This window comes from Xenorhabdus sp. SGI246 (genome assembly GCF_040838225.1).
GTDB classification, from domain to species: Bacteria; Pseudomonadota; Gammaproteobacteria; order Enterobacterales; family Enterobacteriaceae; genus Xenorhabdus; species Xenorhabdus indica.
Genome location: NZ_JBFPEZ010000040.1, coordinates 37,893 through 63,406, shown reverse-complemented (window position 1 = coordinate 63,406; position 25,514 = coordinate 37,893). Strand labels below are relative to the sequence as shown.

Here is a 25,514-nt window from a genome sequence, read left to right as displayed (position 1 = left end):
AATGTGTGAATTACTTGGCATGAATGCCAATGTACCAACGGATATCGTTTTCAGTTTGAGTGGCCTGATCCAACGTGGCGGGAATACTGGTCCTCATAGGGACGGTTGGGGGATCACTTTCTATGAAGGGTTGGGTTACCGGACTTTCAAAGATCATCAACCTTGTTATCATTCACCTGTTGCCCGCTTTGTTCAGGGTTATCCGATCAAATCAGAAGCCATTATTGCCCATATTCGTCAGGCCAACCGCGGCAATGTATCTCTGGTCAATACCCATCCATTTACACGTGAATTGTGGGGCAGGTACTGGACTTACGCTCATAATGGTCAATTGAAAGGATACCGTCATCTGAAAACGGGAAATTATCGTCCGGTTGGTGAAACTGACAGTGAGCGGGCGTTTTGTTGGATATTGCACGAATTATCAATCAGATACCCTAAGCGGCCTGCTAACTGGTCTGCAGTGTTTCGTTTTATTGCCTCATTGGCTGATGAACTCAGGGAAAAAGGGGTGTTCAATATGCTGTTATCTGACGGGAAATTTATGATGGCCTATTGTTCGACACAATTGCATTGGATTACCCGTCGGTCACCTTTCGGTAAGGCGACATTGCTCGATCAGGATATTGAAATTGATTTTCAGCAACATACCCACCCTGATGATGTGGTATCAGTGATCGCAACTCAGCCTTTAACGCATAACGAAACCTGGAATAAAATTGAGCCGGGGAGCTATGCTTTATTTCACCTTGGTGAACGCATATTCTGATTGATTTTTCCGAACAGGTGGAGGTGTTACGCTAACAATATAGCGCCCTCTGATGACATTGACAGTAGCGGGTATGCCGCTTTTGACAAAATATTCATAGGCAGGCTGTAACTGTTCCCAAAATGAGTAATTAACGTTATTGTGATGGCGTCTCATATTTGATGGCGTCATCCTGAAAGGGTAAATATTAATCTTAATTTCACGTTGCCCATGATGGAGTGCACTTTCCGCATATCGATATATCTCATCCATATAACGATTAGTCATGGCGTAGCAGCCAATGGATTTACATTCACCATGGATCATTAAATTCTTACCAGAATAACCTCGGTATTTATCAAATTCGTTAGGAAAGCCCAAATTAATGGCCCGATAATAGCTGCTATCCGGCTTTAACTGTTTAAGATTGACGTGGTAAAAACCTTCCGGGCTTTTGAAATCACCGGTCAATATCTTGGGGCCAAGACCACCGGAGTAATTACAAACAGGGTATCGTTGGGTTAATTGATAATGTCCGGTGCTGTTTTTGGTATAGAGTTCAAGAACTTTTTCTTCTTTGAATATTTGAATGAAGATCTCAGCGCCGAGTTGTCTTAATGGTGTGTGTTCACTTAATGAATTATTCCTTGGTAATGCGTCTTTAGCCAGAGTAAAAATTGGCATATTGGTAAGAAGTAAGATGAGTGAGAAATAAATAAATTTTTCTTTCATAACATCGCTACCTAAAAGTTAATAAATTAATGAAATACTGAGTCTAAGGTTATCAGGTCGTGGCAATATGCTGAGTAAATATAACCGCAATATTGGGTCCCCATAAAATAATCGATTGCGCAAAAAGCACTCCTTTGTCGGGAAAAATGAGGCTTAGGCTCGGCTTTATCGAGTAGTTAACGGTTCAGTAGAGAAATTATTTTTATTTGCTTGAGCTAAATCACTCGATTAGTCAGACAGCGTTTGGGGGAAATGTTAGAATTGTTGCCGGCGAAACTTAAGAAAATATTGTAACGATTATCGGCATGAATAATTTGAGACATATGCCGCTCAACGTGTTTTTTTATTACTGAAGTCGCTGCATTATCCCAGGGAAATTCCGCAGGATGATCTGTAGCATATGATTTAACTGATAAACTTGTGCAAATCTTATGATTAAAATTAAAAAAGGACTCGACCTCCCGATAGCAGGAGCGCCTGCCCAAGTTATAGAAGATGGTCCGACGATTCGCCATGTCGCCTTATTGGGCGAAGAATATGTTGGAATGCGTCCTTCTATGCTGGTTAAGGAAGGTGAGCATGTTAAAAAAGGGCAAATTCTTTTTGAAGATAAAAAGAATCCAGGGGTCGTTTTTACCAGTCCCGCAAGTGGGAAAGTTGTTACCATTGGACGCGGAGAGCGTCGTGTACTGCAATCTGTCGTGATTGAAGTGAGTGGTGATGAGCAAATCACATTTGATTGTTATGATCGTGCAGAACTTACTGGTCTGACTCGTGAACAGGTAGAAAAAAACCTGCTCGCATCAGGGCTGTGGACAGCATTGCGTACACGTCCTTTCAGTCGTTCACCTGCCCCCGGTTCCACACCAAAGGCAATCTTTGTCACGGCGATAGATACACAGCCACTGGCTGCTGATCCATCTGTCGTTATTGCGACGCAGGAAGAGGCCTTTGTTGATGGTCTGAATATTCTGTCAAAACTGACAGAAGGAAAAATCCACGTTTGCCACGGCGCTGGAAATATTCCAAATGCAGGGAACAATTCTCAAATTACTTACAACCAATTTGTCGGTCCACATCCGGCAGGGCTGGTTGGAACACATATTCATTTCATTGAACCAGTCAGTGCCCAAAAAACAGTATGGCATTTGGGGTATCAGGATGTTATCGCTATCGGTAAGTTATTCACAACCGGTGAGCTGTATACTGATCGCGTAATCTCTCTGGCAGGGCCACAGGTTAAATCACCCCGTCTAGTTCGTTCCCGTCTGGGCGCTGATTTGCTGGAGTTGACGCAAGGTCAGCTAAAAGAAGGTGAGAATCGCATCATTTCCGGTTCTGTATTGTGTGGTATGAAATCAGATGAAGTACATCATTATCTGGGACGTTTCCACACTTTGGTCTCTGTTCTGGCTGAAGGGCGTGAAAAAGAACTGTTTGGCTGGATTGCACCGGGAGTTAATAAATTCTCCATTACCCGTACTACTATCGGTCACTTCCTGAAAAAGAAACGTTTTGCTTTTTCAACCACCACAAATGGCGGAGAGCGTTCTATGGTGCCAATTGGCAACTATGAGCGGGTGATGCCGTTGGACATTATGGCTACTCATCTGCTTCGTGACTTGCTGGCGGGAGACACTGACAGCGCTCAGGCATTGGGTTGTCTGGAGTTGGATGAAGAAGATTTGGCACTGTGTACTTATGTTTGCCCAGGTAAATATGAGTATGGTCCGGTACTGCGTGAAGTGCTGACTAAGATTGAGCAGGAAGGGTAATTCATGGGCCTGAAAAATTTATTTGAGAAAGTAGAACACCACTTTGAGGCCGGCGGCAAACTGGAAAAGTATTATCCTCTCTATGAGGCAGTAAGCACCGTTTTTTACACTCCGGGAACAGTGACAAAGGGAACCGCCCACATCCGCGATGCCATCGATCTCAAGCGTATGATGATTCTGGTATGGATGTCTGTTTTTCCGGCCATGTTCTGGGGAATGTATAATGTAGGGAATCAGGCGATACCGGCATTAACCCATCTATACAGTGGAGAGGCGTTACAGCAGGTTCTGGCTTCTGACTGGCATTATATATTGGCCCAGTATCTTGGTGCATCACTGATACCTGATGCAGGGTGGGGCAGCAAAATTTTACTGGGAGCAACCTATTTTCTGCCAATTTATGCTGTCGTTTTTGTGGTTGGTGGCTTTTGGGAAATCTTATTTGCCATTATCCGCAAACATGAAATTAATGAAGGCTTCTTTGTCAGCTCTATTCTGTTTGCACTGATTGTTCCGCCAACGTTGCCATTGTGGCAGGCGGCACTGGGGATTACTTTTGGTGTCGTAGTTGCAAAAGAAATCTTTGGTGGTACAGGTCGTAACTTTCTTAACCCGGCTCTGGCGGGGCGTGCTTTCTTGTTTTTTGCTTATCCTGCCCAAATTTCAGGTGATTTGGTCTGGACTGCGGCTGACGGTTTTTCCGGGGCAACCCCACTGTCTCAATGGGCGAATGCGGGCCAGCATGCTCTGATGAATACCATCACAGGCCAGCCGGTAACATGGATGGACGCTTTCCTTGGTAATATTCCCGGCTCAATGGGTGAAGTTTCTACCCTGATGATTTTCATCGGTGGCGCCATTATTCTGTTTGCCCGCATTGCTTCATGGCGCATTGTTGCAGGTGTCATGATCGGTATGATTGCAATGTCCTACCTGTTTAATGCGATTGGTTCAGATACGAACCCAATGTTCGCCATGCCATGGTATTGGCACATGGTTCTGGGCGGTTTTGCTTTCGGTATGATCTTTATGGCGACAGATCCAGTCTCTGCTGCATTTACGGATAAAGGAAAATGGGCATACGGTATCCTGATTGGGGTGATGTGTATCCTGATCCGTGTTGTAAACCCTGCTTACCCAGAAGGGATGATGTTGGCGATTCTGTTCGCTAACCTGTTCGCGCCACTGTTCGATTATCTGGTCGTACAGGCCAATATTAAGCGGAGAAAAGCCCGTGGCTAATGATAAACCAAAAAATAATGACAGCATCGGCAGAACGTTTCTTGTTGTTTTTGTGCTGTGCCTTGTATGTTCGATTGTCGTTGCGGGTTCAGCCGTAGGTTTGAAAGCACAGCAACAAGAACAAAAACTGTTGGATAAACAGCGTAATATTCTGGATGTTGCTGGTTTGCTAAAACCAAACATGACAACAGCAGAAATCAAAGCCACTTATAATAGCCGTATCCAGCCAAGATTGCTTGATTTGAAGACAGCAACGCTCGAAAAAAGTGATGGTAATTTTGATCTGAATAATGCCCTGCGTAGTGATGAAACCAGCATAGCTTTATCTCCAGAACAGGATCTGGCGAAAATTCGTCGCCGTGCTGATAAGGCAGAAATCTATCTGGTTAAAGATGGAGATGGCAAAACGACTGAGTTGGTATTGCCGATATATGGTTCAGGTCTGTGGTCAATGATGTATGCCTTTATTTCCATTGATGTGGATGGCGTAACATCTCGCGGTATTACTTACTACTCTCACGGCGAAACACCGGGATTGGGTGGTGAAGTTGACAACCCACAATGGCGTAAGCAATGGGTTGGCAAAAAACTTTATAACCCGGAAGGTGCTCCGGCGCTCAGAATTGTTCGTGGTGGCGCGGGTGATAATCCTTATGGTGTAGATGGTTTGTCTGGCGCGACTCTGACGTCCAACGGTGTTCAGCATATGTTTGATTTCTGGTTGGGTGATAATGGTTTTGGCCCGTTCCTGAAAAAAGTACGTGAGGGAGCCTTGAAAGATGGCTGATAGTAAAGAGATAAAACGCGTCCTTTTTGGGCCGCTGTTTGATAATAACCCAATTGCATTACAGGTTTTGGGGGTGTGTTCAGCATTGGCTGTAACCACCAAACTGGAAACTGCATTGGTGATGACGCTTGCTGTAACACTGGTAACAGCATTTTCGAACTTTTTCATTTCGTTGATTCGCAATTACATTCCGGGCAGTGTGCGAATCATTGTACAGATGGCGATTATTGCATCGTTGGTTATTGTGGTAGATCAGATTTTACGGGCATATGCCTATGAAATCTCGAAACAGTTATCTGTGTTTGTTGGCCTTATCATCACTAACTGTATCGTAATGGGGCGTGCAGAAGCCTATGCCATGAAATCTCCGCCAGTAGAGAGTTTCATGGATGGTATCGGTAACGGTTTAGGCTATGGTGTCATTCTGTTATTGGTAGGTTTTTTGCGCGAGCTGTTTGGCTCAGGAAAACTGTTGGGTATTACTGTGATGGAATCCATCAAAAATGGGGGTTGGTATCAGCCTAATGGCCTGTTTCTGTTGGCACCAAGTGCATTCTTCATCATTGGTATGTTGATTTGGGGTCTGCGGACTCTGAAACCTGAGCAGGTTGATAAGGAGTAACAGACAACATGGAACATTATATCAGTTTATTTGTCCGTGCCGTCTTTATCGAGAATATGGCGTTATCCTTCTTTCTCGGTATGTGTACTTTTCTGGCGGTGTCTAAAAATGTCAAAACTGCTTTTGGTCTGGGCGTTGCCGTAACGGTTGTTTTGGGAATTTCTGTTCCAGCCAATAACCTTGTTTACAATTTGGTACTCCGTGACGGAGCCTTGATTGATGGGGTTGATCTGAGTTTCCTGAACTTCATTACCTTTATTGGTGTGATCGCTGCACTGGTGCAGATTCTGGAAATGATCCTTGATCGTTACGTTCCCGCACTTTACAACGCGCTGGGGATTTTCCTGCCGTTGATTACAGTGAACTGTGCGATTTTCGGTGGTGTTTCTTTCATGGCACAGCGTGACTATAACTTTGGTGAATCCATTGTATATGGTTTCGGTTCCGGTATGGGCTGGATGCTGGCAATTGTTCTGATGGCTGCTATTCGTGAAAAAATGAAATATGCGGATGTTCCGGCAGGTTTGAAAGGACTGGGTATCACCTTTATTACCACCGGATTGATGGCATTGGGCTTTATGTCCTTCTCCGGCGTGCAGCTCTAAAGGAGAGAAGAATTCATGGATATAATCATTCTAGGCGTAGTAATGTTTACCCTGATTGTGTTGGCGCTGACGGCAATGATTTTGTTCGCAAAATCGAAGTTAGTGAACACCGGGGATATTAAAGTTGAAGTCAACGGCGATGAGGAGAAAAGTTTTACAGCTCCCGCTGGTGACAAGTTGTTGGGTATGCTTGCCAATCAGGGCATTTTCGTTTCTTCAGCTTGTGGTGGTGGTGGCTCTTGTGGTCAGTGCCGTGTGAAGATCAAAGAAGGTGGTGGTGACATCCTGCCTACTGAGCTGTCTCACATTAACAAGCGTGAAGCAAAAGAAGGCTGCCGTCTGGCATGTCAGGTTAATGTTAAGCAAGACCTGAAAATTGAGTTGCCGGAAGAGATCTTCGGCATTAAGAAATGGGAATGTGAAGTTATTTCCAACGATAACAAAGCGACTTTCATCAAGGAATTAAAATTAAAAATTCCGGAGGGGGAAGTTGTACCATTTCGTGCCGGTGGTTACATTCAGATTGAATGTCCTCCACATATTGCCCGTTATGCTGATTTTGATGTACCGCAGGAATACCGCGAAGATTGGGATAAATTTAATTTGTTCCGCTATGTTTCTGAAGTCAATGAGCCGACAATTCGTGCATACTCAATGGCGAACTACCCGGAAGAGCATGGCATCATTATGCTGAACGTGCGTATTGCCACACCTCCGCCAAGAAACCCTGATGTCACACCAGGTATCATGTCTTCTTACATCTGGTCATTAAAAGCCGGTGATAAAGTGACGATTTCCGGCCCATTTGGTGAATTCTTCGCGAAGGATACCGATGCTGAAATGATATTCATCGGTGGTGGTGCAGGTATGGCACCAATGCGTTCTCACATTTTTGATCAGCTCAATCGTTTGAATTCCAAGCGTAAGATCTCTTTCTGGTATGGTGCCCGCTCCAAGCGTGAAATGTTCTATACCGAAGATTTCGACCAGCTAGCGGCAGAAAATGAAAACTTCACCTGGCATGTTGCGCTGTCTGATGCCTTACCGGAAGATAACTGGGATGGTTATACAGGTTTTATTCACAATGTGTTGTATGAAAACTATTTGAAAGACCATCCGGCGCCAGAAGATTGTGAATTCTACATGTGTGGGCCTCCGGTCATGAACGCTGCGGTCATTAAGATGCTGAAAGATCTTGGCGTAGAAGATGAAAACATTATGCTGGATGATTTCGGTGGCTGATGATCTGAATCAGATCATGATCTATACCCTATGGATTTCAAGATTGGATTGGAAAGCGACGGGTATATAACACTTTGATTTAACGATAAGCGCCCACATTTAGTGGGCGCTGACGATTCAGAAAGAGTAAGTTATGTTGAGTAAAAAAATTATCAACTGGGGTGTATTGATGTTGATGGCTGTGCTGTTATCAGCATGTGGTGGTCCAGAACAACAGAACCTGAGTGGGCAAACGATGGGGACTTATTACTCCATCAAGTATGTCGCTGATTCGTCAGTATCTTCCCCGGAAAAACTGCAAAAAGAGATTGATCGTTTATTGGAAGAAGTAAACGATCAAATGTCCACTTACCGGCCAAATTCTGAATTGAGTCGTTTTAATCAAAGTCGTGAAGTGAATAAACCTTTTCCGGTATCCGCAGCTACAGCGAAAGTGGTTAAGGAAGCTATCCGTATTAATCAATTGACGGATGGTGCTTTAGATGTGACCGTTGGGCCATTAGTGAATTTGTGGGGATTCGGACCGGAAGGGCGCGTGACTAAGGCGCCAACAGATGAAGAATTGGTAACACGCCGTGCGTGGATTGGGATCGATAAATTATCTGTTGAAGGCAATAACCTGATTAAATCCATTCCCGAATTATATGTTGATCTTTCCTCCATTGCTAAAGGCTACGGCGTTGATGTGGTCGCGGAATATCTGACTTCCCAAAATATCAGGAATTACATGGTTGATATTGGTGGTGAAGTTCGCACGTCAGGTAACAACGGTAAGGGTACTCCGTGGCGAATTGCGATTGAAAAGCCATCCGATAGTGGAATGACGCAAAGTGCTCAGGAAATTCTTGAACCCGGTGAGATGGCTGTTGCAACATCGGGTGATTATCGCAACTATTTTGAACAGAATGGCGTGCGTTATTCTCACACCATTGATCCTAAAACAGGTAACCCCATCAGACATAATCTGGTTTCGATTACCGTTATTGCACCGACCTGTATGAGCGCAGATGGTTTTTCTACGGGTATAGATGTGTTAGGGCCGGTTAAGGGAATGGAATTAGCTGAAAAACTGAACATTCCGGTCTTTATGATAGTCAAAACTAAAGATGGTTTTGAAGAACGTTATAGCCCGGCTTTTAAGCACTATTTACAGGGCAAAAACAACAGGTTACAAGGTAAAAACAACGAGTTACAACAGAAAAAATAAGAGGGAAAGGTTATGGAAGTTTTTATCGCAGCCTTTATCTTTTTCCTGTTGGCTTTTGTGGGGATGGCATTAGGCTATATCTTTAAGCGCAAAAGTATTCAGGGAAGTTGTGGAGGCTTGGGAAGCATAGGAGTTGAAAAAGTCTGTGATTGTCCTGAACCTTGTGATGCACGTAAAAAACGTATGGCAAGGGAAGCTGCCCGCCGTGCTCAACTGGAGAAAAACCGCATTTTTTGATGATATTCTTCTTGTGAAAAAATCAGCCACCAGTTAAAAAATAGCGTTTGAAGGATAGCCCGCTGTGAGACAAAGCAGCGGGTTTTTTGTATATAGCCCCCCCTGCCATTGAGGTACGGTAACATGTTCCAAACTCACGCAGAACAATGGGCTTATGAGACTTTTGCTCGCGCAAATTTGGGCGACAGCCGACAAACCCAGCGTCTTATCAAATTCACCACCTCTTTAGCCAACCATATCGGGCAATCCATTGTGCAATCACTCAAAACACCAGCGGATATTGAAGCAGCTTATCGATTTACGCGTAACCAAGCCATTGCCGAAGCCGGGAGAGCGCTGAGTCATTATGGTAAGAAAGCACAACGGGCTTCCCGGCCATATAAAGACAAGGAAAGTTATAAGTGGGAATGTGCCTCTCAAGCAGCAGAAACCCGTTTTGGCAGTAAGATGAGTAAAGTCATTTCGGTGTGTGATCGCGAAGCAGATATCATTGACTATCTGACCTATAAGATCACGCATCAACAGCGTTTTATTGTTCGTTCAATGCAAAGCCGTTGTATTGAAGCTCAGATAAGCTTTATCAGTTCAATGAATCCTTGCAGCCGGCAGATAAAAGAAAAGTTCAGATTAAACACTGTGGGAGGGATAGTTCATGTTACAAACCCTCCTTGAAGGTTATTTACTGTCCCAGTCTCTTGATCTATGAAATATGATCAAGAGGCTGGACTATGCCGGGGGGATACTTTTTTCTACCAACCTGACATTGATGGCTTTTTCAGCGTTTACACCGGAAATATTAATGAATCCGTTGACAGAGTTCTTCGGGTTTCATATGATGCGCACCGTTCCACAGGATTTTGATTTGGGGCTATAGCTCAGCTGGGAGAGCGCTTGCATGGCATGCAAGAGGTCAGCGGTTCGATCCCGCTTAGCTCCACCAAATACTTATCCTGAACCACAATTGTGGGGCTATAGCTCAGCCGGGAGAGCGCTTGCATGGCATGCAAGAGGTCAGCGGTTCGATCCCGCTTAGCTCCACCAAGATTCTGGATCCCTGAAAGCGCAAGTTTTCAGGGATTTTTCTTATGGCTGAATATAACATAGTGAAAACAACCTATCTCTTAAAGCATCAAATCATCGTAATACTTTTTATTTTCAAACTGAAAGTTCCATTCGAATAATCCACAAAATGAGTTGGCTTAAGTTGAATTGTTTTATTATTTTCATCTTTAATTAAGAATATAATAGCTTCGCCTATATTTGATAACTTATATACTGGAACCACCACGTGATTTGCCCTATGGTCAGCGTCGTCTTTTAATTAAAGATAAAAGTGGTGCACTGATTGATATTTCATCACCAATAACTCCGCTTGACCACAATTATGGCTAGCCGTTTTTTTTCAATGGCTTTACCAATGAATCCAATCCTTCAATTTTAACTGCAAGGGTCATTTCCATTAATATCCCCAATTTTCCTTGTGGAAATCCCTCCTTACGGGCAAACCAAAGTAAATATTCTTCAGGAAGATCAATTAACATCCGTCCTTTATATTTACCAAATGGCATGACAGTGTTGGCAATCTCCAGCAAATTTTCTTTATTCATTATATCGATCTCTTAATTCATTTTGGTTTTTGTATAAAGATAAAATGGCATCTGCCTAGATACCATTTTTTCTAAAAGTCAAATTGCTGAGAAAATTAAATACTCATTACCAGTCCGGTAATTGCAGCCGACAGGAAACTGACCAATGTTGAACCAAACAGCAGCTTCAGCCCAAAACGTGCGACGGTATTCCCCTGTTTTTCATTCAAGCCTTTAATAGCACCCGCTACAATTCCTATGGATGAGAAGTTGGCAAAGGAGACCAGAAATACGGATAAGATACCTTTTGAACGCTCACTCAATTGTCCTGCAATTTCCTGTAAACTCTGCATTGCAACAAATTCATTAGAAACCAGTTTAGTCGCCATGATACTACCTACTTTCAATGCTTCATCACTGGGGATACCAATGATCCAGGCAAATGGATAGAAAACATATCCCAGACATTCCTGAAAAGAAATACCAAATACCATATCAAAAACGGCGTTGATACCCGCAATCAAGGCAATAAAGCCGATCAACATGGCTGCTACAATCAAAGCGACTTTAAAACCAGCCAGAATATACTCGCCTAGCATTTCAAAGAAACTTTGCCCTTCATGCAGATTGCTCATATGGATATCCCCTTCACTTTCAACAGAGTAAGGGTTGATAAGAGACAAAACGATAAAGGTACTGAACATGTTAAGTATCAAGGCCGCTACCACATATTTTGCATTCAGCATTGTCATGTAAGCACCCACGATAGACATGGATACCGTGGACATCGCTGTTGCCGCCATTGTGTACATCCGACGTTCAGACATTTTGTTCAATACATCTTTATAAGCGATAAAATTCTCTGATTGCCCCAGAATCAATGAGCTAACCGCATTGAACGATTCCAGTTTTCCCATACCATTAACTTTGGACAACACAGTGCCAATTGCACGAATGATAATTGGCAGAATTTTTATATGTTGCAGGATACCGATCAAAGCAGAGATAAAGATGATAGGACAAAGTACGTTCAGGAAGAAAAATGCCAGATTTGCTTCAATCATACCACTAAAAATAAAACTAGTACCTTTCGCAGCATAAGACAACAGGTGGATAAACAAGCTGTCAAACCCTTCAACGATCCCTAATCCAGCATTAGAATTAAGAAAAAACCACGCCAGAACAAGTTCAATAGCAAGCAACTGAATAATATACCGAATACGAATATCTTTCCGGTTATTACTCGCAAAAATCGCCAAGCCACCAATGACCGCTAAAGCGAGAACAAAATGAAAAATATGAGACATAAAAGAACTCCAAACATGACGAGATGCAAATTTAAAATCGCATTTTTGCAACATACGATAATAAATAGTGATAACTATCACATTAATTAACTATAGAACGGCAACAAAATCCTATTTAGCAAACTTGATCACACTTTAAGCCGGAAAGTGGCTGCTAAATATGCAAAAATATCTTATTTAAAAGGCACTATTAAGGTTTATGATCAAAAACCCCCAATGTGACCGGGGGGTGTAGTTGTAAAAAAGTAGTTGTAAAAAAGAGTAGAGTAGCGCAGCCAACAAAGATGAAAGGTATGTTTATTATTATTCATCTAAAAGACGAAGCATTTCTTCTTCGTCAATCACAGTTATACCTAATTCTGTCGCTTTGACTAATTTAGATCCTGCTGCCTCACCCGCAATCACCAAATCTGTTTTCTTGGAAACACTGCCTGTGACTTTTGCACCCAACGCAACTAATTTATCTTTTGCCTCATCGCGGGATAAACGGCTTAATGAGCCAGTCAAAACTACGGTCTTACCCGCAAATGGGCTATTGATTTCTTCTGGTTGTGATACTTCTGCTGTTTCCCAACAAATACCAATATTATTGACGAGATCGTCAATTACTGCCTGGTTATGTGGTTCGTTAAAGAAATTAACTACATGGCTGGCAACCACACCACCTACATCTTGTACAGCAATTAATGCTTCCGTATCCGCTGCACGCAATTTTTCCAATGTGCCAAAATGGGCAACTAAATTAGCCGCGGTGGCTTCTCCAACTTCACGTATTCCTAAAGAATAGATGAAACGGGCAAATGTGGTTTTCTTCGATTTTTCCAGAGCATTAACCACATTTTGAGCAGATTTTGGCCCCATTCGCTCAAGGCCGGTTAATTGCCCTGCGGTTAAACGGAAAAGATCGGCGGGTGTTTTGACATATTCCTTATCAACCAATTGTTCAATAATTTTCTCTCCCATCCCATCCACATCCATCGCACGACGGGAAACAAAGTGTCTCAGCGCTTCTTTACGTTGTGCTCCACAAAATAAACCACCTGTGCAACGCGCTACAGCCTCACCTTCAATACGTTCGATATCAGAACCACAAACAGGACAATGCTGTGGGAAAACTATTTTCTGGCTTTCTGTTGGTCTTTGCTCCCTTACCACACCAACAACTTGCGGAATCACATCACCTGCCCGGCGAATAATGACAGTATCTCCTATACGCAGCCCCAGACGTTCAATTTCATCCGCATTGTGTAATGTAGCGTTACTGACCGTTACACCGGCAACCTGTACTGGCTCCAGACGTGCAACTGGTGTAATCGCACCTGTACGCCCTACCTGAAATTCGACATCACGTACGACAGTTATCTGTTCTTGTGCAGGAAACTTAAATGCGGTTGCCCAACGCGGAGCTCTGGCCACAAACCCCAATGTTTTCTGTAACTCAAGGGAGTCGACTTTAATGACAACACCATCAATGTCGAAACCCAGAATCGGGCGCTGTTGCTCTACCTCGTGGTAAAAATCTAATACTTGTTGGGTTCCCTGACATAATTTCACTTTGTCGCTAACTGGCAATCCCCATTGTTTGAATTGCATCAGCCGCTCGTAGTGGCTTGCTGTCAACTCTCCACCTTCAATCACACCAATGCCATGACAATAAAAAGTCAGTGGACGCTTGGCTGTAATACGGGGATCGAGCTGACGTAGTGATCCTGCGGCTGCATTACGAGGGTTAGCAAACACTTTATTACCTGTACGGCGCGCTTCTTCATTGAGTTTTTCAAAACCGACTTGTTTCATAAAGACTTCACCACGAATCTCAACACGAGCAGGAATGTTGTCCCCTTTCAAACGCAGAGGAATCGCGCAAATTGTACGAATGTTGGCAGTAATATTTTCTCCTGTCGTACCATCTCCACGAGTCGCAGCCTGCACTAATTCGCCATTTTCATACAACAGGCTGACAGCCAGACCATCGAGTTTAAGTTCACAACAGAATACCAATTCCCGATTATTTTTCAGACGATCACGAACACGTTTATCAAACGCCAGATAACTTTCTTCGTCGAATACATTATCCAGAGATAACATCGGAATTTCGTGACGAACTTGCTCAAATGCGGTTAATGGCGCAGCCCCGACCCGTTGGGTAGGAGAATCTGCTGTAACCAACTCTGGATGCTGTTCTTCCAATGATTTTAACTCACGCATCAAGCGATCATATTCCACATCAGGGATCTCTGGCGCATCCATAACATGATACAAATACTCATGATGACGCAATGCTGTTCTTAGTTCGTTGATTTTTCGAATAATATTTTTCATGACTTCTCACCAGAGATGAAAAAACCCCCGACCAGGCGGGGATAAGACAGCCCTTTATACAAGGGCTGCCGTTGTATTTCAATAGGTTATAATCTATCGGGGTGCTATGGATGCCCATTTTCTCCCGATAGTGTGGATGGAATATAGATACACCCCTTTAGTGAATTAAATTTAATAGCGTCCAATAGATAATCTGGATCAAAATACGCAGCAAAAGTATGTCGCAGAACATGCACCGTTTGACCATTAGGCAGATCTGGTTTTATCTCTTTCAATATTTTTCTGTAAGATTGATAACTAACATCAAACAAGAGACCTGCCTGCTTAGTCTTAACTGTCACCATTACCTCATCGGAAATAGGAACGGTTCTATGTTTACCACCTTTTGTCTCAGTAAACGTAACGCGATTATGCAACATGTTTTCAGCCTATAGCCTAGTAGCCTCTCCCCATTTTGCGCCAGTGTTTAGACATAGAACGATTAAACGCCAAGCATCATCAGCAACAACATTTAGTAATGCAGTAATTTCTGACTCAGTCAGATAAGACATCTACTGTTCATAAGATTTTATCTTGGTGGCGGCGTCCAAAATGTCTGAACACTTATTATTGCCCGTTGTATGGGGGGAGAAAATTGTGTAATCGCATGCATGTTCCAGTTGCTATCCTTATATAAGTCAATTCTGCGTAAGTCGCTCGTCTTCCCGCCTAAATAGAGTAACGTATCCTGATAAGTATAAGACAGGTGTAAATGGGGCCATGCGTTGGCTGGGTTGGTACACCCAGGATTTGGCGAAAAATACAAATCGTTAGAATCAGAAGCGTGATATCGTAGCCAGTTTCTTCCTCGTATTACTTCTTGATTAATAAACGCTGAAATCCTCTGTGTACTGTACATAAAACCCTCTCTATATCCTGCATTCTTTGGTAACTAACACATTGCCCCTGCTGATATTTTATATTTTGCCTTATTTTGAACCAGTGATATTCAGGTGCGATTGGATGATTTCATTCAGTTCATTGACCCCGGCAACCACACCGTTTTCATCTTCTAATTCCAAACTGGCTACCGCTTCGGCAAATGATGTGGTATCCGTGGTGGACAGTGGCGCATTCCAGTTAATCGTATTTGCCGGGCTGTTCTTGTCCTGTAATAAATTATCGACGATAGCAAGGTAATCAGACTGGCTACTTGTCCATTGTGTATCCTGTGCCGACCAGAACCAACGAGTGATGAATAACTGATTCCACAAATCCGCCCAACTCGTATACGTTTTACGCAGGCGCGGGGCTAACATTCGCGTCCAGGCTTTGGCTTCCTCTGCGGTAATGTATTTCAGCCGGGCACCTTCTAAACATAACATACTGAAACGGACATAATCCCAAGCCAGATAGTCCACATTCTGAATATTATTGGTATTGTGATACATCATTTTATATCGCCAGAGGATCTCTTGTTTTTCTGTTTCATCCCATTGGCTCTTTTCAATGCGGCTTATTAAGGTGTCGAAATCCTGTTTTGCTATGTGAATGACATTATCTCTCATGGTGTAATAATCGGTGGAGTGACCGTCTACAATGAGCCAAAATAATTGCTGGAGTAAATCCTGTCTGTTTTTGATCCCCCATGCTGACGATAAACCATTGTCCTCGGCAATGTCAGGAGTATAGTCATTAATGGCATGCTCATTAAAAACCGCATAAGGTGCCCCCAGAATGATCCCCCAGTCTTCACTGGACACCGACGGGAGCGTGTTTTGCGTGGTGATCTCAATCTCTTCTTTTCTGTTTTCTTCTGTTACATAAGGGGAAAAGCGGGCATAAATGCTATAGCTCACACCCAGAAGGAAAAGAATTAAAGCCCCTACGCGCAAAAACAACTGCATAAAATCTCCATTTAATATGAGGTATTGAGGGTATTAATAATAAATATTTTTAATAATTAAAAAAACAGAAAAAGAAGTGATCACATTATGGTATTGATCCAATCGCACTGAATTGCCTTTGTATTAGCCCTCATCACCTGGATTTTATTGTAAAGCAGCCACCATAGCGATTCCCCCTTATCGGAGCATTTAGCCAGGGCCTATAGCAGTCTGAAAGGCTGAAACAACACAAAATGTGGTAAGTTGTTCATTTGGTGTTTTAGGCATAGGGTATATATCAATATTTATACCAACTTTATTATTTTCTATTGCAAAATTTACAAGTACAGAGATTATAAATCTTGTAGCGTAAAGTTGTATCTCATCCTCACTATCACTACTGCGGTGAGGTATTTTTTTTCATAAGATAAAAAGCTTCTGATAATTATAGAAAGCCCTTCGATTTTCGAAGGGCTTTTGCTAAAGGTTTCAGTTATAAAGTGGATGAGATGTGGATGTCGACTAAAAAATTCATTTATAATCAATATATTGCATCATTACCCCCCCCCCGACCAGGCGGGGGCTTAATACTAAAAAGAGGAATTATTCTTGGGCACTGAGCGTATCACGAATACGTGCCTTATAAATTTCGATCATTTGCGGTGTAAGCATTTTACGCTCGGCATCTAACACCACACCACCCACATCAGAAGCAATACGCTGTGCTGCCTGCAACATCAATTTGAAATTCTGATTAGAATCGCCATATGAAGGTACGAGCATAAACATTGAGATCCCCGGAGTGCTGAAATCTACCATACGTTCTGGATCAAATGACCCCGGCTTAACCATATTAGCCAAACTGAACAATACCGCACCACTACCCGATGGGTTTAAGTGACGATGGAAGATATTCATATCACCAAATCGGAAACCTGATTGCAAAATGCTCTGAAGCAGTACTTCGCCATTTAGTTCCTGACCATGATGAGCAGCTACATGTAATACCAACACAGTTTCTTTTTTAGTTTGCTCAGGTTCAGCTTTCGTTGCATTTTCCAACTTCGACTGCTCTTGAACAGCTTCCGTTTCCGCACCTTCTGCACTATTTTTCTCAACAGATTCAAACAGACCAAGTTGTGATTCTTTCTGACTTTCATCAATAGCTTTTACCTTTGCTACAGATGTTTCAGGTTGCTGCTTTGAAAGTAAAGGATCAACTCCATCATCAGATGTGACTTCTGATAAATCAGGTGCATCGCGCTTAATAACCGGCTCTTCACGATATTCATAACGAGACTTAACTGATTCTTGAATACGTGATTTTGACGAATTATTAAACAACTCATCGCCATCATTATCCTCTAACCCTTCCCGACGCTCCTGTTTATGAGGTTTCACTGGGCGATCACGAAAGAGTGACGAACGCTCTTTACGGCTGGTCCACAACCCATGTAATAGCAAAGCTATTATGGCTATCGCACCAACAACGATTAATATCAGACGCAAATCCTGCATCATTGCTATCTCTGTTGTTTAAATTAATTGCCACCACGGCGGAATATTCTTTAGATAAGAGTATTTGTCAAATAGCACAAGTGCAAGCCTCTACAGACTTTTCTTATCATAAAGAGAGGTATCTCCTGTTTTTTCGCGTGTTTTTCACACATAAAACTACTGGTCAGTGGAAAATCCTGCCTATATCATACCGTCTCAATCCTCTAAGAGAGAATAAGAAAATATGACGAATTCGAAAAAATTGCCAAAACATTTAGGCGGATTTCATTATATTGTACAAGGTTGGCATTTAATAACCCGCCCTGGCATCAAGAGATTCGTTTTATTGCCTCTATTGGCTAATATCTTACTGTTCGGCAGCTCTTTCTGGTGGTTATACCAAAGGCTGGATAGCTGGATACAATGGGTGCTCAATAAAATACCAGATTGGATGCAATGGCTCAGTTATTTGTTGTGGCCACTGGCTGTTATTTCTGTGCTACTGATTTTTACCTACCTTTTCAGCACATTGGCGAATTTTATTGCTTCTCCGTTTAATGGATTATTAGCAGAAAAATTAGAATCTCAGTTGACGGGTATCTCTGCGCCAGACACGGGTGTTTTTGACCTAATAAAAGATACACCCCGTATTCTGAAACGTGAAATAGTCAAAATTCTCTACTACATTCCTCGCGCTATTGCCCTCTTATTGTTGTACTTTATTCCGGGTATCGGACAGACTGTGGCTCCGGTTATCTGGTTTATTTTCAGTGCATGGATGCTGGCTATCCAATACTGTGATTACCCGTTTGATAACCATAAAGTCAGCTTTGTCAATATGCGTAATACCCTACGACAAAACAAAATTGACAATCTCCAGTTTGGGGCCATAGTCAGTGTATTAACCATGATCCCAATCATTAATCTATTTATTATGCCTGTTGCCGTCTGTGGTGCTACTGCTATGTGGGTTGACCGTTATCGCGCACAGCATGTTATGAATAACCATTCTTCTCATCAATAATTACTAATATAAAAATGGACAGAAATAACGAAATAGAATGAAAATACAGAGGAGTAATACAATAAATTGCTAAATATTCTTTTATATAATAAGAATAGATTTAAACCTTATTTCCATTAATAAGATGTTCGCGTATGGTTAATTAATCAGAAGTTAAGAGTATCTTAGGGGCAATCGGACAATGAGCAAAATTTATGAAGATAATTCGTTAACTATCGGTCACACTCCACTTGTACGCTTAAAAAATTTCGGGAATGGCCGCATTCTGGCAAAAATAGAGTCTCGTAACCCAAGTTTCAGTGTGAAATGCCGTATTGGCGCCAACATGATTTGGGATGCAGAGAAGCGTGGCATTCTGACAAAAGGCAAAGAGCTTATCGAACCAACCAGTGGTAATACAGGTATTGCACTTGCCTATGTCGCAGCAGCCCGCGGTTATAAACTGACATTAACGATGCCGGAAACCATGAGCTTAGAACGTCGTAAGCTACTAAGAGCATTGGGCGCTAACTTAGTGTTAACCGAAGGTACTAAAGGCATGAAAGGGGCTATCGATAAAGCGAATGAGATTCATGACAATGCGCCGGAGCGTTATGTTCTGCTGCAACAGTTCAGTAACCCGGCAAACCCTGAAATTCACGAAAAAACCACCGGGCCAGAAATTTGGGAAGATACCGATGGTGATGTCGATGTTTTCGTCGCTGGCGTAGGTACAGGAGGCACGATTACTGGAGTTGCCCGTTATCTGAAAAATACGCAGGGCAAACAGGTAACTATTGTTGCCGTAGAGCCGGAAGATTCGCCTGTGATCAGCCAAAAACTTGCTGGCGAAGAACTTAAACCAGGCCCGCACAAAATTCAGGGGATCGGGGCAGGTTTTATCCCTGATAACCTGGATTTAACATTAGTTGACCGTGTGTTTAAAATCAGCAATGAGGAAGCGATTAAAGTTGCGCGCGAACTCACTGAAAAAGAAGGAATTCTTTCCGGTATATCTTCAGGTGCTGCCGTTGCCACTGCCATTAAATTATCTCAAGAAGATGAATACAAGGATAAAAATATTGTTGTCATCCTACCTTCTTCTGCTGAGCGTTACCTGAGCACAGCACTGTTTGCTGATCTGGTCACTGACTAATTTATCACCTCATTATTTTTTCAATTTTATTGACAAAAAAGCACCGCGAGGGTGCTTTTTTGTGCATCAGATCAAAGTTTAAAACTTTCCTAGATGATTTATTCAAGTAGCTTTAGTATTTAACCAGTAATTATTTTGATGCACGAAATTAATCGCAGACAACCAGAAAGAATTCTGTTCGGTTCAACTCATATTCGGTTGGCGTGTGTTAACATTCAATCAACAATTGAATGGCATCAAATTTGTTAATTTTTTGATAATGATTTAATACACTTTAGCGCAATAAATTTCGAGTTGTATCAAGGTCGTAAATGAATGCAACCAACAACAAAGAAACAACTTGAAAGAAAAAGGTATATATCATTATCGGTTTAACGGTTGTACAAGTCAGAAATAATCCGGCTAAACTCGCTTTAGCACTCTCTTGGCTTATCAACAAAAATTTAAGTTATTGAGGAAATACTATGTTCCAGCAAGAAGTTACTATTACTGCACCAAATGGCCTTCACACCCGCCCTGCTGCACAATTCGTCAAAGAAGCAAAAAGTTTTTCTTCTGATATCACTCTTACTTCCGGCGGTAAATCAGCCAGTGCGAAAAGTCTGTTTAAGTTGCAAACGCTGGGACTGACTCAAGGGACTGTTGTAACAATCTCTGCTGAAGGTGAAGATGAGCAACAAGCTGTTGAACATTTAGTTAAGCTGATGGGTGAATTGGAATAATCATCCGCTTGTAAAGCCAGTCTATTTCATATCATCCAGTTCTATCCCCAGAAAAACAAAATCTGGGGATATTCTTCATTAAAGCCTGCCCTCTGAAGGCGCAATGAAGAAAGATAATCACCCGCAGTTAAGGTCATATAATATGATTTCAGGCATCTTAGTATCACCAGGTATTGCTTTCGGTAAGGCATTATTACTGAAAGAAGATCCCATTATTATCAATCACAAAAAAATCATTCCTGAACAAGTCGAACAAGAGATTTCACGCTTTAAACAAGGGCGCGACAAAGCCTCTGCTCAATTAGAAATCATTAGAAATACAGCAGAAAAAAATTTGGGGTCAGAAAAAGCTGAAATCTTCGAAGGCCACATTATGTTGCTGGAAGATGAGGAAATGGAACAGGAAATCATTACTCTGATCAAGAAAAATCTGACTACAGCAGATGCCGCTGTTTATTCAGTGATCGAAGATCAAGCCAAAGCACTGGAAGAGCTGGATGATGAATATTTGAAAGAGCGTGCTGCCGATGTTCGTGATATCGGTAAACGCTTACTGAAAAATATTCTGGCTATGCCGATTATTGATTTAGGCTCTATCACAGAAGAAGTTATTCTGGTTGCCAATGACTTAACACCTTCAGAAACCGCGCAACTTAATCTGGATAAAGTGCTAGGTTTCATTACTGACTTAGGTGGCCGCACATCTCATACCTCAATCATGGCACGTTCGTTGGAATTACCCGCAATTGTAGGAACAACTAATGCCACGGCCCAAATAAAAAATGGTAATTACCTTATCTTAGATGCTGTCAATAATCACATCTACGTAGATCCATCTGACACCGAAATTGAACAACTAAAAAAAACCAAAAGTGAATATCTGTCAGAAAAAGCAGAGCTGGCAAAACTGAAAGATCTGCCTGCTATCACGCTGGATGGTCATCAAGTCGAAGTTTGCGCCAATATTGGTACAGTTCGCGATATTAAAGGGGCAGAGCGCAACGGTGCAGAAGGTGTAGGTTTATACCGCACTGAATTCTTGTTTATGGATCGAGATTCTCTGCCGACGGAAGAAGAGCAGTTTGAAGCCTATAAAGCAGTCGCAGAAGCCGTTGGTAATCAGGCAGTTATTATCCGCACTATGGATATCGGTGGTGATAAAGATCTGCCTTACATGAACCTGCCCAAAGAAGAGAACCCATTTCTTGGCTGGCGTGCAATCCGAATTTGCCTTGATCGTAAAGAAATCTTACATTCTCAATTGCGTGCTATCCTGCGAGCTTCCGCATTTGGTAAACTCCGCATTATGTTCCCTATGATTATTTCCGTTGAAGAAATCCGGGAGCTGAAAGCAGAATTGATATTGCTCAAAGATCAGTTACGCAATGAAAATAAGGCGTTTGATGAATCGATTGAAGTCGGCATCATGGTAGAAACGCCTGCTGCTGCAACCATTGCTAAACATCTTGCAAAAGAAGTTGACTTTTTTAGTATTGGGACAAACGATCTAACTCAGTATACTCTTGCGGTAGACCGTGGTAATGAACTGATCTCTCATCTTTATAACCCAATGTCGCCAGCAGTGTTGAGCCTTATCAAACAAGTTATTGATGCCTCACACGCAGAAGGTAAATGGACGGGCATGTGTGGTGAGCTGGCTGGAGATGAACGCGCTACACTATTGCTCTTAGGCATGGGATTGGATGAATTCAGTATGAGTGCAATATCAATTCCACGTATTAAGAAAATCATCCGTAATGCAAATTACGATGATGCAAAAGCACTGGCAGAGCAAGCGTTGGCTCAGCCAACTGCACAGGAATTGATGGAGTTGGTTGACACTTTCATCAGAGAAAAAACTCTCTGCTAAGTAAGTTAACCAAAATAGCACGTTAACCAGAACACGGTCCCATCAAAACAATTAGGAGAAGATTTATGGGTCTGCTTGATAAACTGAAATCTTTGGTTTCAGATGATAAAAAAAATAGCGGCAGTATTGAAATTATCGCCCCGTTATCAGGTGAGATAGTTAATATCGAAGATGTTCCAGATGTTGTTTTTGCTGAAAAAATTGTAGGTGATGGTATCGCCATTAAACCTACAGGCAATAAGATTGTCTCCCCCGTTGATGGCACCATTGGTAAAATCTTCGAAACTAATCATGCCTTTTCTATCGAATCCGATAGTGGGATAGAACTGTTCGTTCATTTCGGTATTGACACCGTTGAACTGAAAGGCGAAGGCTTTAAACGCATTGCCGAAGAAGGTCAACGTGTGCAAAAAGGCGATCTGGTTTTAGAATTTGATTTGGCATTTCTGGAGGAAAGAGCTAAGTCAACTTTAACGCCTGTTGTTATTTCTAACATGGATGAAATCAAAGAGCTATCTAAAGTAAATGGCTCTGTGAACGTCGGTGAATCTGTCATCATGCGCATCAAAAAGTAATAATGCTATTGATGAGTTATACGTGAATCGCCTCTGTTTTATCGGGTTAAGCAGTAACGATATCTGATAAAACAGGGCGATTTCCGTTTACCTCAACAATCTCCAGCCACTAATCCACAATGCTGACACAATATATAGCTATCGACGGGAGTGTAATCGCCCCACTCACTTACATTCTCACTCTTCTGATAAGAGGTTATTGATGGGACGTGGAAAATGTTCAACTGACTTAAAGCTGTAGCATGATCAAAAAAAAACCACAGCTTGAGTATAAAAGATATATGAAAAGGATGAAAAGAGAGCTAACTAAATACCCCTGTAGACAAATACCTGTCTCCACGATCACAAATGATCGCAACAATAACTGCACCTGGATTTTCAGCCGCAATACGCAGTGCCCCAGAAACAGCCCCCCCAGAGCTAACACCACAAAAAATTCCTTCTTTCTGGGCCAGTAATCGCATCATTGCTTCTGCTTCGTGTTGCGTAATATCTAAGATATTATCCACCAGATATTTCTGATAAATACCCGGCATATAAGCAGGCGACCAACGGCGGATACCGGGAATATGACTGTTTTCTGCTGGCTGTAACCCCGTCGTCTGTACCTTATTTGATTGAGATTTCAGATAGCGGCTCACACCTGTAATAGTGCCGGTTGTTCCCATACTGGAGACAAAATGGGTAATACGCCCCTGTGTTTGCTGCCAAATTTCCGGCCCTGTTGTCTTAAAATGCGCCAGTGAGTTATCAGGATTATTAAACTGGTCAAGAACTTTTCCTTCACCATTCAGTTCCATTTGTTGCGCCAAATCCCGTGCACCTTCCATTCCCAACTCTTGGCTGACCAGAATCAGTTCAGCGCCGTAAGCTTGCATAGACGCCTGACGTTCAAGGCTCATATTTTCAGGCATCAGTAACTTAAGCCGATAACCCTTTACCGCAGCAATCATCGCCAACGCAATGCCTGTGTTGCCGCTCGTTGCTTCAATAAGCACATCTCCCGGTGAGATTTCTCCCCGTAATTCCGCTTGCTGGATCATTGAGAGTGCTGCTCTGTCTTTTACAGAGCCGGCAGGATTGTTGCCTTCCAGTTTTACCCAAATCTCCGCATCTACTTTTTCAGTAATTCGTTGTAATTTAACCAACGGGGTATTACCGATAAATTTTTCTAAGCTTGCCACAGCACTACCTGAATCATATGAGAATAAACAACAGAATAATCGCATTCAGAAAACTGTCGCAAGCTCTTAAACAAAAAAAACTGTATCCTTCAAGACAACAGGGGAAACCCAAAGTTGTGCAAGTAATGAAAAAATTAGGCGGACTCAGCGAGTTTCAGTACCTTTAATGATGAATTACCTTCATACAATCGGGCATTCTTTCCACCAATAAAATATTGACTTCCTCTCGCCGGAATCAAAGAATTATCCGGCCAGACAACCGATAAACTCTCTTCCCCCCATCCTATAGGCTGAACAGACAACAGGGAAAAATGCCCTCGTGGACTCACTTCCACAATCTTAACTGGCAAAGGGCAAGATAACGTTTGTTGTGTACTAAGATTCATTTCCCACGGACGAAAGAAAACATCAACATTCCCTTGATGTAGTGGCATCACCTCCAGTGGGAAAATTTTTCCTCCAACCCATAGCTGTGAGCCTTTAATCTCACCATGTAACTGATTCACTTCGCCCATAAATTCCAGTACAAAACGGCTTTCCGGTTCTTTCCATACTTGCTGTGGAGTGCCAACCTGTTCTATAGCACCTTGATTCATCACCACAACCCGATCCGCCACTTCCATTGCTTCTTCCTGATCATGAGTGACAAATACGCTGGTAAATTTTAATTCTTCATGCAGCTCACGTAACCAACGACGCAATTCCATCCGAACCTGAGCATCCAAAGCACCGAAAGGCTCATCTAATAAGAGAATTTGCGGCTCAACAGCTAATGCCCTTGCTAAAGCCACTCGCTGTTTTTGACCACCAGAAAGTTGTGATGGATAACGATCTGCAAGATGAGATAGCTGGACCATATCGAGTAAAGACATTACCTTACTACGAAGTGTCTCACCACTGGGACGCTGACGACGGGGAAGAACCGTCAGACCAAAAGCAACATTATCAAATACGCTCATATGACGAAACAGAGCATAATGCTGAAAAACAAAACCCACCCGCCGATCTTTTGCATGTACCTGGCTGACATCCTGACCATGAAACTTCAACTGCCCTGCACTTTGCTGCTCAAGCCCTGCAATGATCCTCAACAATGTTGTCTTGCCGGAGCCTGATGGGCCAAGCAGAGCAATCATTTCACCGGATTCAATATCCAGAGAAATATGATTCAGTATTTGAACCCGACCAAAAGATTTACTGATTTTGCTGATTTCAATACTCATATTCTGC

At 42.4% G+C, this 25,514-nt stretch carries 24 protein-coding genes, 2 tRNA genes and 1 pseudogene; 18 read left to right on the top strand and 9 right to left on the bottom strand.

What is annotated here, in order from left to right:
* Position 1: 1 nt before the first annotated feature.
* Positions 2–769, top strand: a complete 768-nt coding sequence (locus tag ABLA85_RS10220) for a class II glutamine amidotransferase (protein WP_367963745.1) — start codon at positions 2–4, stop codon at positions 767–769.
* Here the strand turns inward: ABLA85_RS10220 and ABLA85_RS10215 are convergent.
* On the bottom strand, positions 740–1,480 hold the full coding sequence (locus tag ABLA85_RS10215) for a L,D-transpeptidase family protein (RefSeq protein ID WP_367963743.1): 741 nt from the start codon (positions 1,478–1,480) through the stop codon (positions 740–742). The two genes, ABLA85_RS10220 and ABLA85_RS10215, sit on opposite strands and share 30 nt — an antisense overlap.
* 431 nt (positions 1,481–1,911) lie before the next feature.
* Here ABLA85_RS10215 and ABLA85_RS10210 point away from each other — a divergent pair, with 431 nt between their 5' ends.
* The 12 genes and pseudogenes from ABLA85_RS10210 (at position 1,912) to ABLA85_RS10155 (ending at position 10,238) form a co-directional block, all read left to right on the top strand.
* On the top strand, positions 1,912–3,255 hold the full coding sequence (locus tag ABLA85_RS10210; protein WP_367963742.1) for a Na(+)-translocating NADH-quinone reductase subunit A: 1,344 nt from the start codon (positions 1,912–1,914) through the stop codon (positions 3,253–3,255).
* 3 nt (positions 3,256–3,258) lie between these two features.
* The gene (locus ABLA85_RS10205; RefSeq protein ID WP_367963740.1) at positions 3,259–4,497 is read left to right on the top strand and encodes an NADH:ubiquinone reductase (Na(+)-transporting) subunit B; all 1,239 of its coding nucleotides are present in this window, start codon (positions 3,259–3,261) and stop codon (positions 4,495–4,497) included.
* A complete protein-coding gene (locus tag ABLA85_RS10200; RefSeq protein WP_367963738.1) occupies positions 4,490–5,284 on the top strand; it encodes a Na(+)-translocating NADH-quinone reductase subunit C in 795 nt (264 codons plus the stop codon). The genes ABLA85_RS10205 and ABLA85_RS10200 overlap by 8 nt, the downstream gene beginning before the upstream one ends.
* A complete protein-coding gene (locus ABLA85_RS10195; protein ID WP_367963735.1) occupies positions 5,277–5,906 on the top strand; it encodes an NADH:ubiquinone reductase (Na(+)-transporting) subunit D in 630 nt (209 codons plus the stop codon). The genes ABLA85_RS10200 and ABLA85_RS10195 overlap by 8 nt, the downstream gene beginning before the upstream one ends.
* Before the next feature lie 8 nt (positions 5,907–5,914).
* A complete protein-coding gene (gene nqrE, locus ABLA85_RS10190) occupies positions 5,915–6,511 on the top strand; it encodes an NADH:ubiquinone reductase (Na(+)-transporting) subunit E (protein WP_038263259.1) in 597 nt (198 codons plus the stop codon).
* A gap of 15 nt (positions 6,512–6,526) precedes the next feature.
* Positions 6,527–7,753: an NADH:ubiquinone reductase (Na(+)-transporting) subunit F gene (nqrF, locus tag ABLA85_RS10185; protein ID WP_367963733.1), complete on the top strand. Its 1,227-nt coding sequence runs from the start codon at positions 6,527–6,529 to the stop codon at positions 7,751–7,753.
* 133 nt (positions 7,754–7,886) lie between these two features.
* A complete protein-coding gene (locus ABLA85_RS10180; protein ID WP_367963732.1) occupies positions 7,887–8,960 on the top strand; it encodes an FAD:protein FMN transferase in 1,074 nt (357 codons plus the stop codon).
* Positions 8,961–8,972: 12 nt separating this feature from the next.
* Positions 8,973–9,197: a (Na+)-NQR maturation NqrM gene (gene nqrM, locus ABLA85_RS10175; protein WP_367963730.1), complete on the top strand. Its 225-nt coding sequence runs from the start codon at positions 8,973–8,975 to the stop codon at positions 9,195–9,197.
* Positions 9,198–9,320: 123 nt separating this feature from the next.
* Positions 9,321–9,829 (top strand): annotated as a pseudogene (locus ABLA85_RS10170) (transposase DNA-binding-containing protein); the annotation flags it as partial.
* 77 nt (positions 9,830–9,906) lie between these two features.
* Complete coding sequence (locus ABLA85_RS10165) at positions 9,907–10,071, top strand: hypothetical protein (RefSeq protein WP_367963728.1); 165 nt, start codon at positions 9,907–9,909, stop codon at positions 10,069–10,071.
* Positions 10,062–10,137: transfer RNA gene (locus tag ABLA85_RS10160), tRNA-Ala, on the top strand. The genes ABLA85_RS10165 and ABLA85_RS10160 overlap by 10 nt, the downstream gene beginning before the upstream one ends.
* 25 nt (positions 10,138–10,162) lie before the next feature.
* Positions 10,163–10,238, top strand: a tRNA-Ala gene (locus tag ABLA85_RS10155).
* 347 nt (positions 10,239–10,585) lie between these two features.
* On the opposite strand, the gene ABLA85_RS10150 is transcribed toward ABLA85_RS10155, so the two are convergent.
* The 6 genes from ABLA85_RS10150 to zipA all read right to left on the bottom strand — a co-directional run bounded on the left by ABLA85_RS10150 (position 10,586) and on the right by zipA (position 17,798).
* Complete coding sequence (locus ABLA85_RS10150; RefSeq protein WP_367963726.1) at positions 10,586–10,804, bottom strand: DUF3820 family protein; 219 nt, start codon at positions 10,802–10,804, stop codon at positions 10,586–10,588.
* A 95-nt stretch (positions 10,805–10,899) separates the two neighbouring features.
* On the bottom strand, positions 10,900–12,090 hold the full coding sequence (locus ABLA85_RS10145; protein ID WP_367963724.1) for a NupC/NupG family nucleoside CNT transporter: 1,191 nt from the start codon (positions 12,088–12,090) through the stop codon (positions 10,900–10,902).
* 303 nt (positions 12,091–12,393) lie between these two features.
* Entirely contained in the window at positions 12,394–14,412 is a 2,019-nt protein-coding gene (gene ligA, locus ABLA85_RS10140; RefSeq protein ID WP_367963721.1) for an NAD-dependent DNA ligase LigA, read from the bottom strand.
* Positions 14,413–14,516: 104 nt separating this feature from the next.
* The gene (locus ABLA85_RS10135) at positions 14,517–14,831 is read right to left on the bottom strand and encodes a hypothetical protein (protein WP_367963719.1); all 315 of its coding nucleotides are present in this window, start codon (positions 14,829–14,831) and stop codon (positions 14,517–14,519) included.
* Positions 14,832–15,380: 549 nt separating this feature from the next.
* Positions 15,381–16,298: a DUF1266 domain-containing protein gene (locus tag ABLA85_RS10130; protein WP_367963717.1), complete on the bottom strand. Its 918-nt coding sequence runs from the start codon at positions 16,296–16,298 to the stop codon at positions 15,381–15,383.
* A gap of 582 nt (positions 16,299–16,880) precedes the next feature.
* Positions 16,881–17,798, bottom strand: a complete 918-nt coding sequence (zipA, locus tag ABLA85_RS10125) for a cell division protein ZipA (RefSeq protein WP_367963714.1) — start codon at positions 17,796–17,798, stop codon at positions 16,881–16,883.
* A gap of 220 nt (positions 17,799–18,018) precedes the next feature.
* On the opposite strand from zipA, the gene cysZ reads away from it, so the two are divergent.
* The 5 genes from cysZ (at position 18,019) to crr (ending at position 23,100) form a co-directional block, all read left to right on the top strand.
* A complete protein-coding gene (gene cysZ / locus ABLA85_RS10120) occupies positions 18,019–18,798 on the top strand; it encodes a sulfate transporter CysZ (protein ID WP_367963712.1) in 780 nt (259 codons plus the stop codon).
* Between the two features lie 181 nt (positions 18,799–18,979).
* Entirely contained in the window at positions 18,980–19,933 is a 954-nt protein-coding gene (gene cysK / locus ABLA85_RS10115; protein WP_367963710.1) for a cysteine synthase A, read from the top strand.
* A gap of 464 nt (positions 19,934–20,397) precedes the next feature.
* A complete protein-coding gene (gene ptsH, locus ABLA85_RS10110; RefSeq protein WP_367963708.1) occupies positions 20,398–20,655 on the top strand; it encodes a phosphocarrier protein Hpr in 258 nt (85 codons plus the stop codon).
* Positions 20,656–20,797: 142 nt separating this feature from the next.
* A complete protein-coding gene (gene ptsI / locus ABLA85_RS10105; RefSeq protein WP_367963707.1) occupies positions 20,798–22,525 on the top strand; it encodes a phosphoenolpyruvate-protein phosphotransferase PtsI in 1,728 nt (575 codons plus the stop codon).
* Between the two features lie 65 nt (positions 22,526–22,590).
* Positions 22,591–23,100: a PTS glucose transporter subunit IIA gene (crr, locus tag ABLA85_RS10100; protein WP_367963705.1), complete on the top strand. Its 510-nt coding sequence runs from the start codon at positions 22,591–22,593 to the stop codon at positions 23,098–23,100.
* A gap of 302 nt (positions 23,101–23,402) precedes the next feature.
* Here the strand turns inward: crr and cysM are convergent, their stop codons facing one another.
* Positions 23,403–24,284 carry a cysteine synthase CysM gene (gene cysM / locus ABLA85_RS10095; protein ID WP_367963702.1) on the bottom strand — a complete coding sequence of 294 codons (882 nt, stop codon included), beginning with the start codon at positions 24,282–24,284 and terminating at the stop codon, positions 23,403–23,405.
* 134 nt (positions 24,285–24,418) lie between these two features.
* Entirely contained in the window at positions 24,419–25,507 is a 1,089-nt protein-coding gene (gene cysA / locus ABLA85_RS10090) for a sulfate/thiosulfate ABC transporter ATP-binding protein CysA (protein ID WP_367963699.1), read from the bottom strand.
* Positions 25,508–25,514: the final 7 nt, after the last annotated feature.

Coding starts and splice junctions, on each gene's coding strand:
- nqrE (WP_038263259.1), top strand. CDS start 5,915: ATGGAACATTATATCAGTTTATTTGTCCGTGCCGTCTTTATCGAGAAT.
- ABLA85_RS10195 (WP_367963735.1), top strand. CDS start 5,277: ATGGCTGATAGTAAAGAGATAAAACGCGTCCTTTTTGGGCCGCTGTTT.
- nqrF (WP_367963733.1), top strand. CDS start 6,527: ATGGATATAATCATTCTAGGCGTAGTAATGTTTACCCTGATTGTGTTG.
- ABLA85_RS10165 (WP_367963728.1), top strand. CDS start 9,907: ATGATCAAGAGGCTGGACTATGCCGGGGGGATACTTTTTTCTACCAAC.
- crr (WP_367963705.1), top strand. CDS start 22,591: ATGGGTCTGCTTGATAAACTGAAATCTTTGGTTTCAGATGATAAAAAA.
- ABLA85_RS10145 (WP_367963724.1), bottom strand. CDS start 12,090: ATGTCTCATATTTTTCATTTTGTTCTCGCTTTAGCGGTCATTGGTGGC.
- ABLA85_RS10150 (WP_367963726.1), bottom strand. CDS start 10,804: ATGAATAAAGAAAATTTGCTGGAGATTGCCAACACTGTCATGCCATTT.
- cysZ (WP_367963712.1), top strand. CDS start 18,019: ATGACGAATTCGAAAAAATTGCCAAAACATTTAGGCGGATTTCATTAT.
- ligA (WP_367963721.1), bottom strand. CDS start 14,412: ATGAAAAATATTATTCGAAAAATCAACGAACTAAGAACAGCATTGCGT.
- cysA (WP_367963699.1), bottom strand. CDS start 25,507: ATGAGTATTGAAATCAGCAAAATCAGTAAATCTTTTGGTCGGGTTCAA.
- ABLA85_RS10220 (WP_367963745.1), top strand. CDS start 2: ATGTGTGAATTACTTGGCATGAATGCCAATGTACCAACGGATATCGTT.
- ABLA85_RS10205 (WP_367963740.1), top strand. CDS start 3,259: ATGGGCCTGAAAAATTTATTTGAGAAAGTAGAACACCACTTTGAGGCC.
- ptsH (WP_367963708.1), top strand. CDS start 20,398: ATGTTCCAGCAAGAAGTTACTATTACTGCACCAAATGGCCTTCACACC.
- cysK (WP_367963710.1), top strand. CDS start 18,980: ATGAGCAAAATTTATGAAGATAATTCGTTAACTATCGGTCACACTCCA.
- ABLA85_RS10135 (WP_367963719.1), bottom strand. CDS start 14,831: ATGTTGCATAATCGCGTTACGTTTACTGAGACAAAAGGTGGTAAACAT.
- zipA (WP_367963714.1), bottom strand. CDS start 17,798: ATGATGCAGGATTTGCGTCTGATATTAATCGTTGTTGGTGCGATAGCC.
- ABLA85_RS10210 (WP_367963742.1), top strand. CDS start 1,912: ATGATTAAAATTAAAAAAGGACTCGACCTCCCGATAGCAGGAGCGCCT.
- ABLA85_RS10215 (WP_367963743.1), bottom strand. CDS start 1,480: ATGAAAGAAAAATTTATTTATTTCTCACTCATCTTACTTCTTACCAAT.
- ABLA85_RS10130 (WP_367963717.1), bottom strand. CDS start 16,298: ATGCAGTTGTTTTTGCGCGTAGGGGCTTTAATTCTTTTCCTTCTGGGT.
- nqrM (WP_367963730.1), top strand. CDS start 8,973: ATGGAAGTTTTTATCGCAGCCTTTATCTTTTTCCTGTTGGCTTTTGTG.
- ptsI (WP_367963707.1), top strand. CDS start 20,798: ATGATTTCAGGCATCTTAGTATCACCAGGTATTGCTTTCGGTAAGGCA.
- ABLA85_RS10180 (WP_367963732.1), top strand. CDS start 7,887: ATGTTGAGTAAAAAAATTATCAACTGGGGTGTATTGATGTTGATGGCT.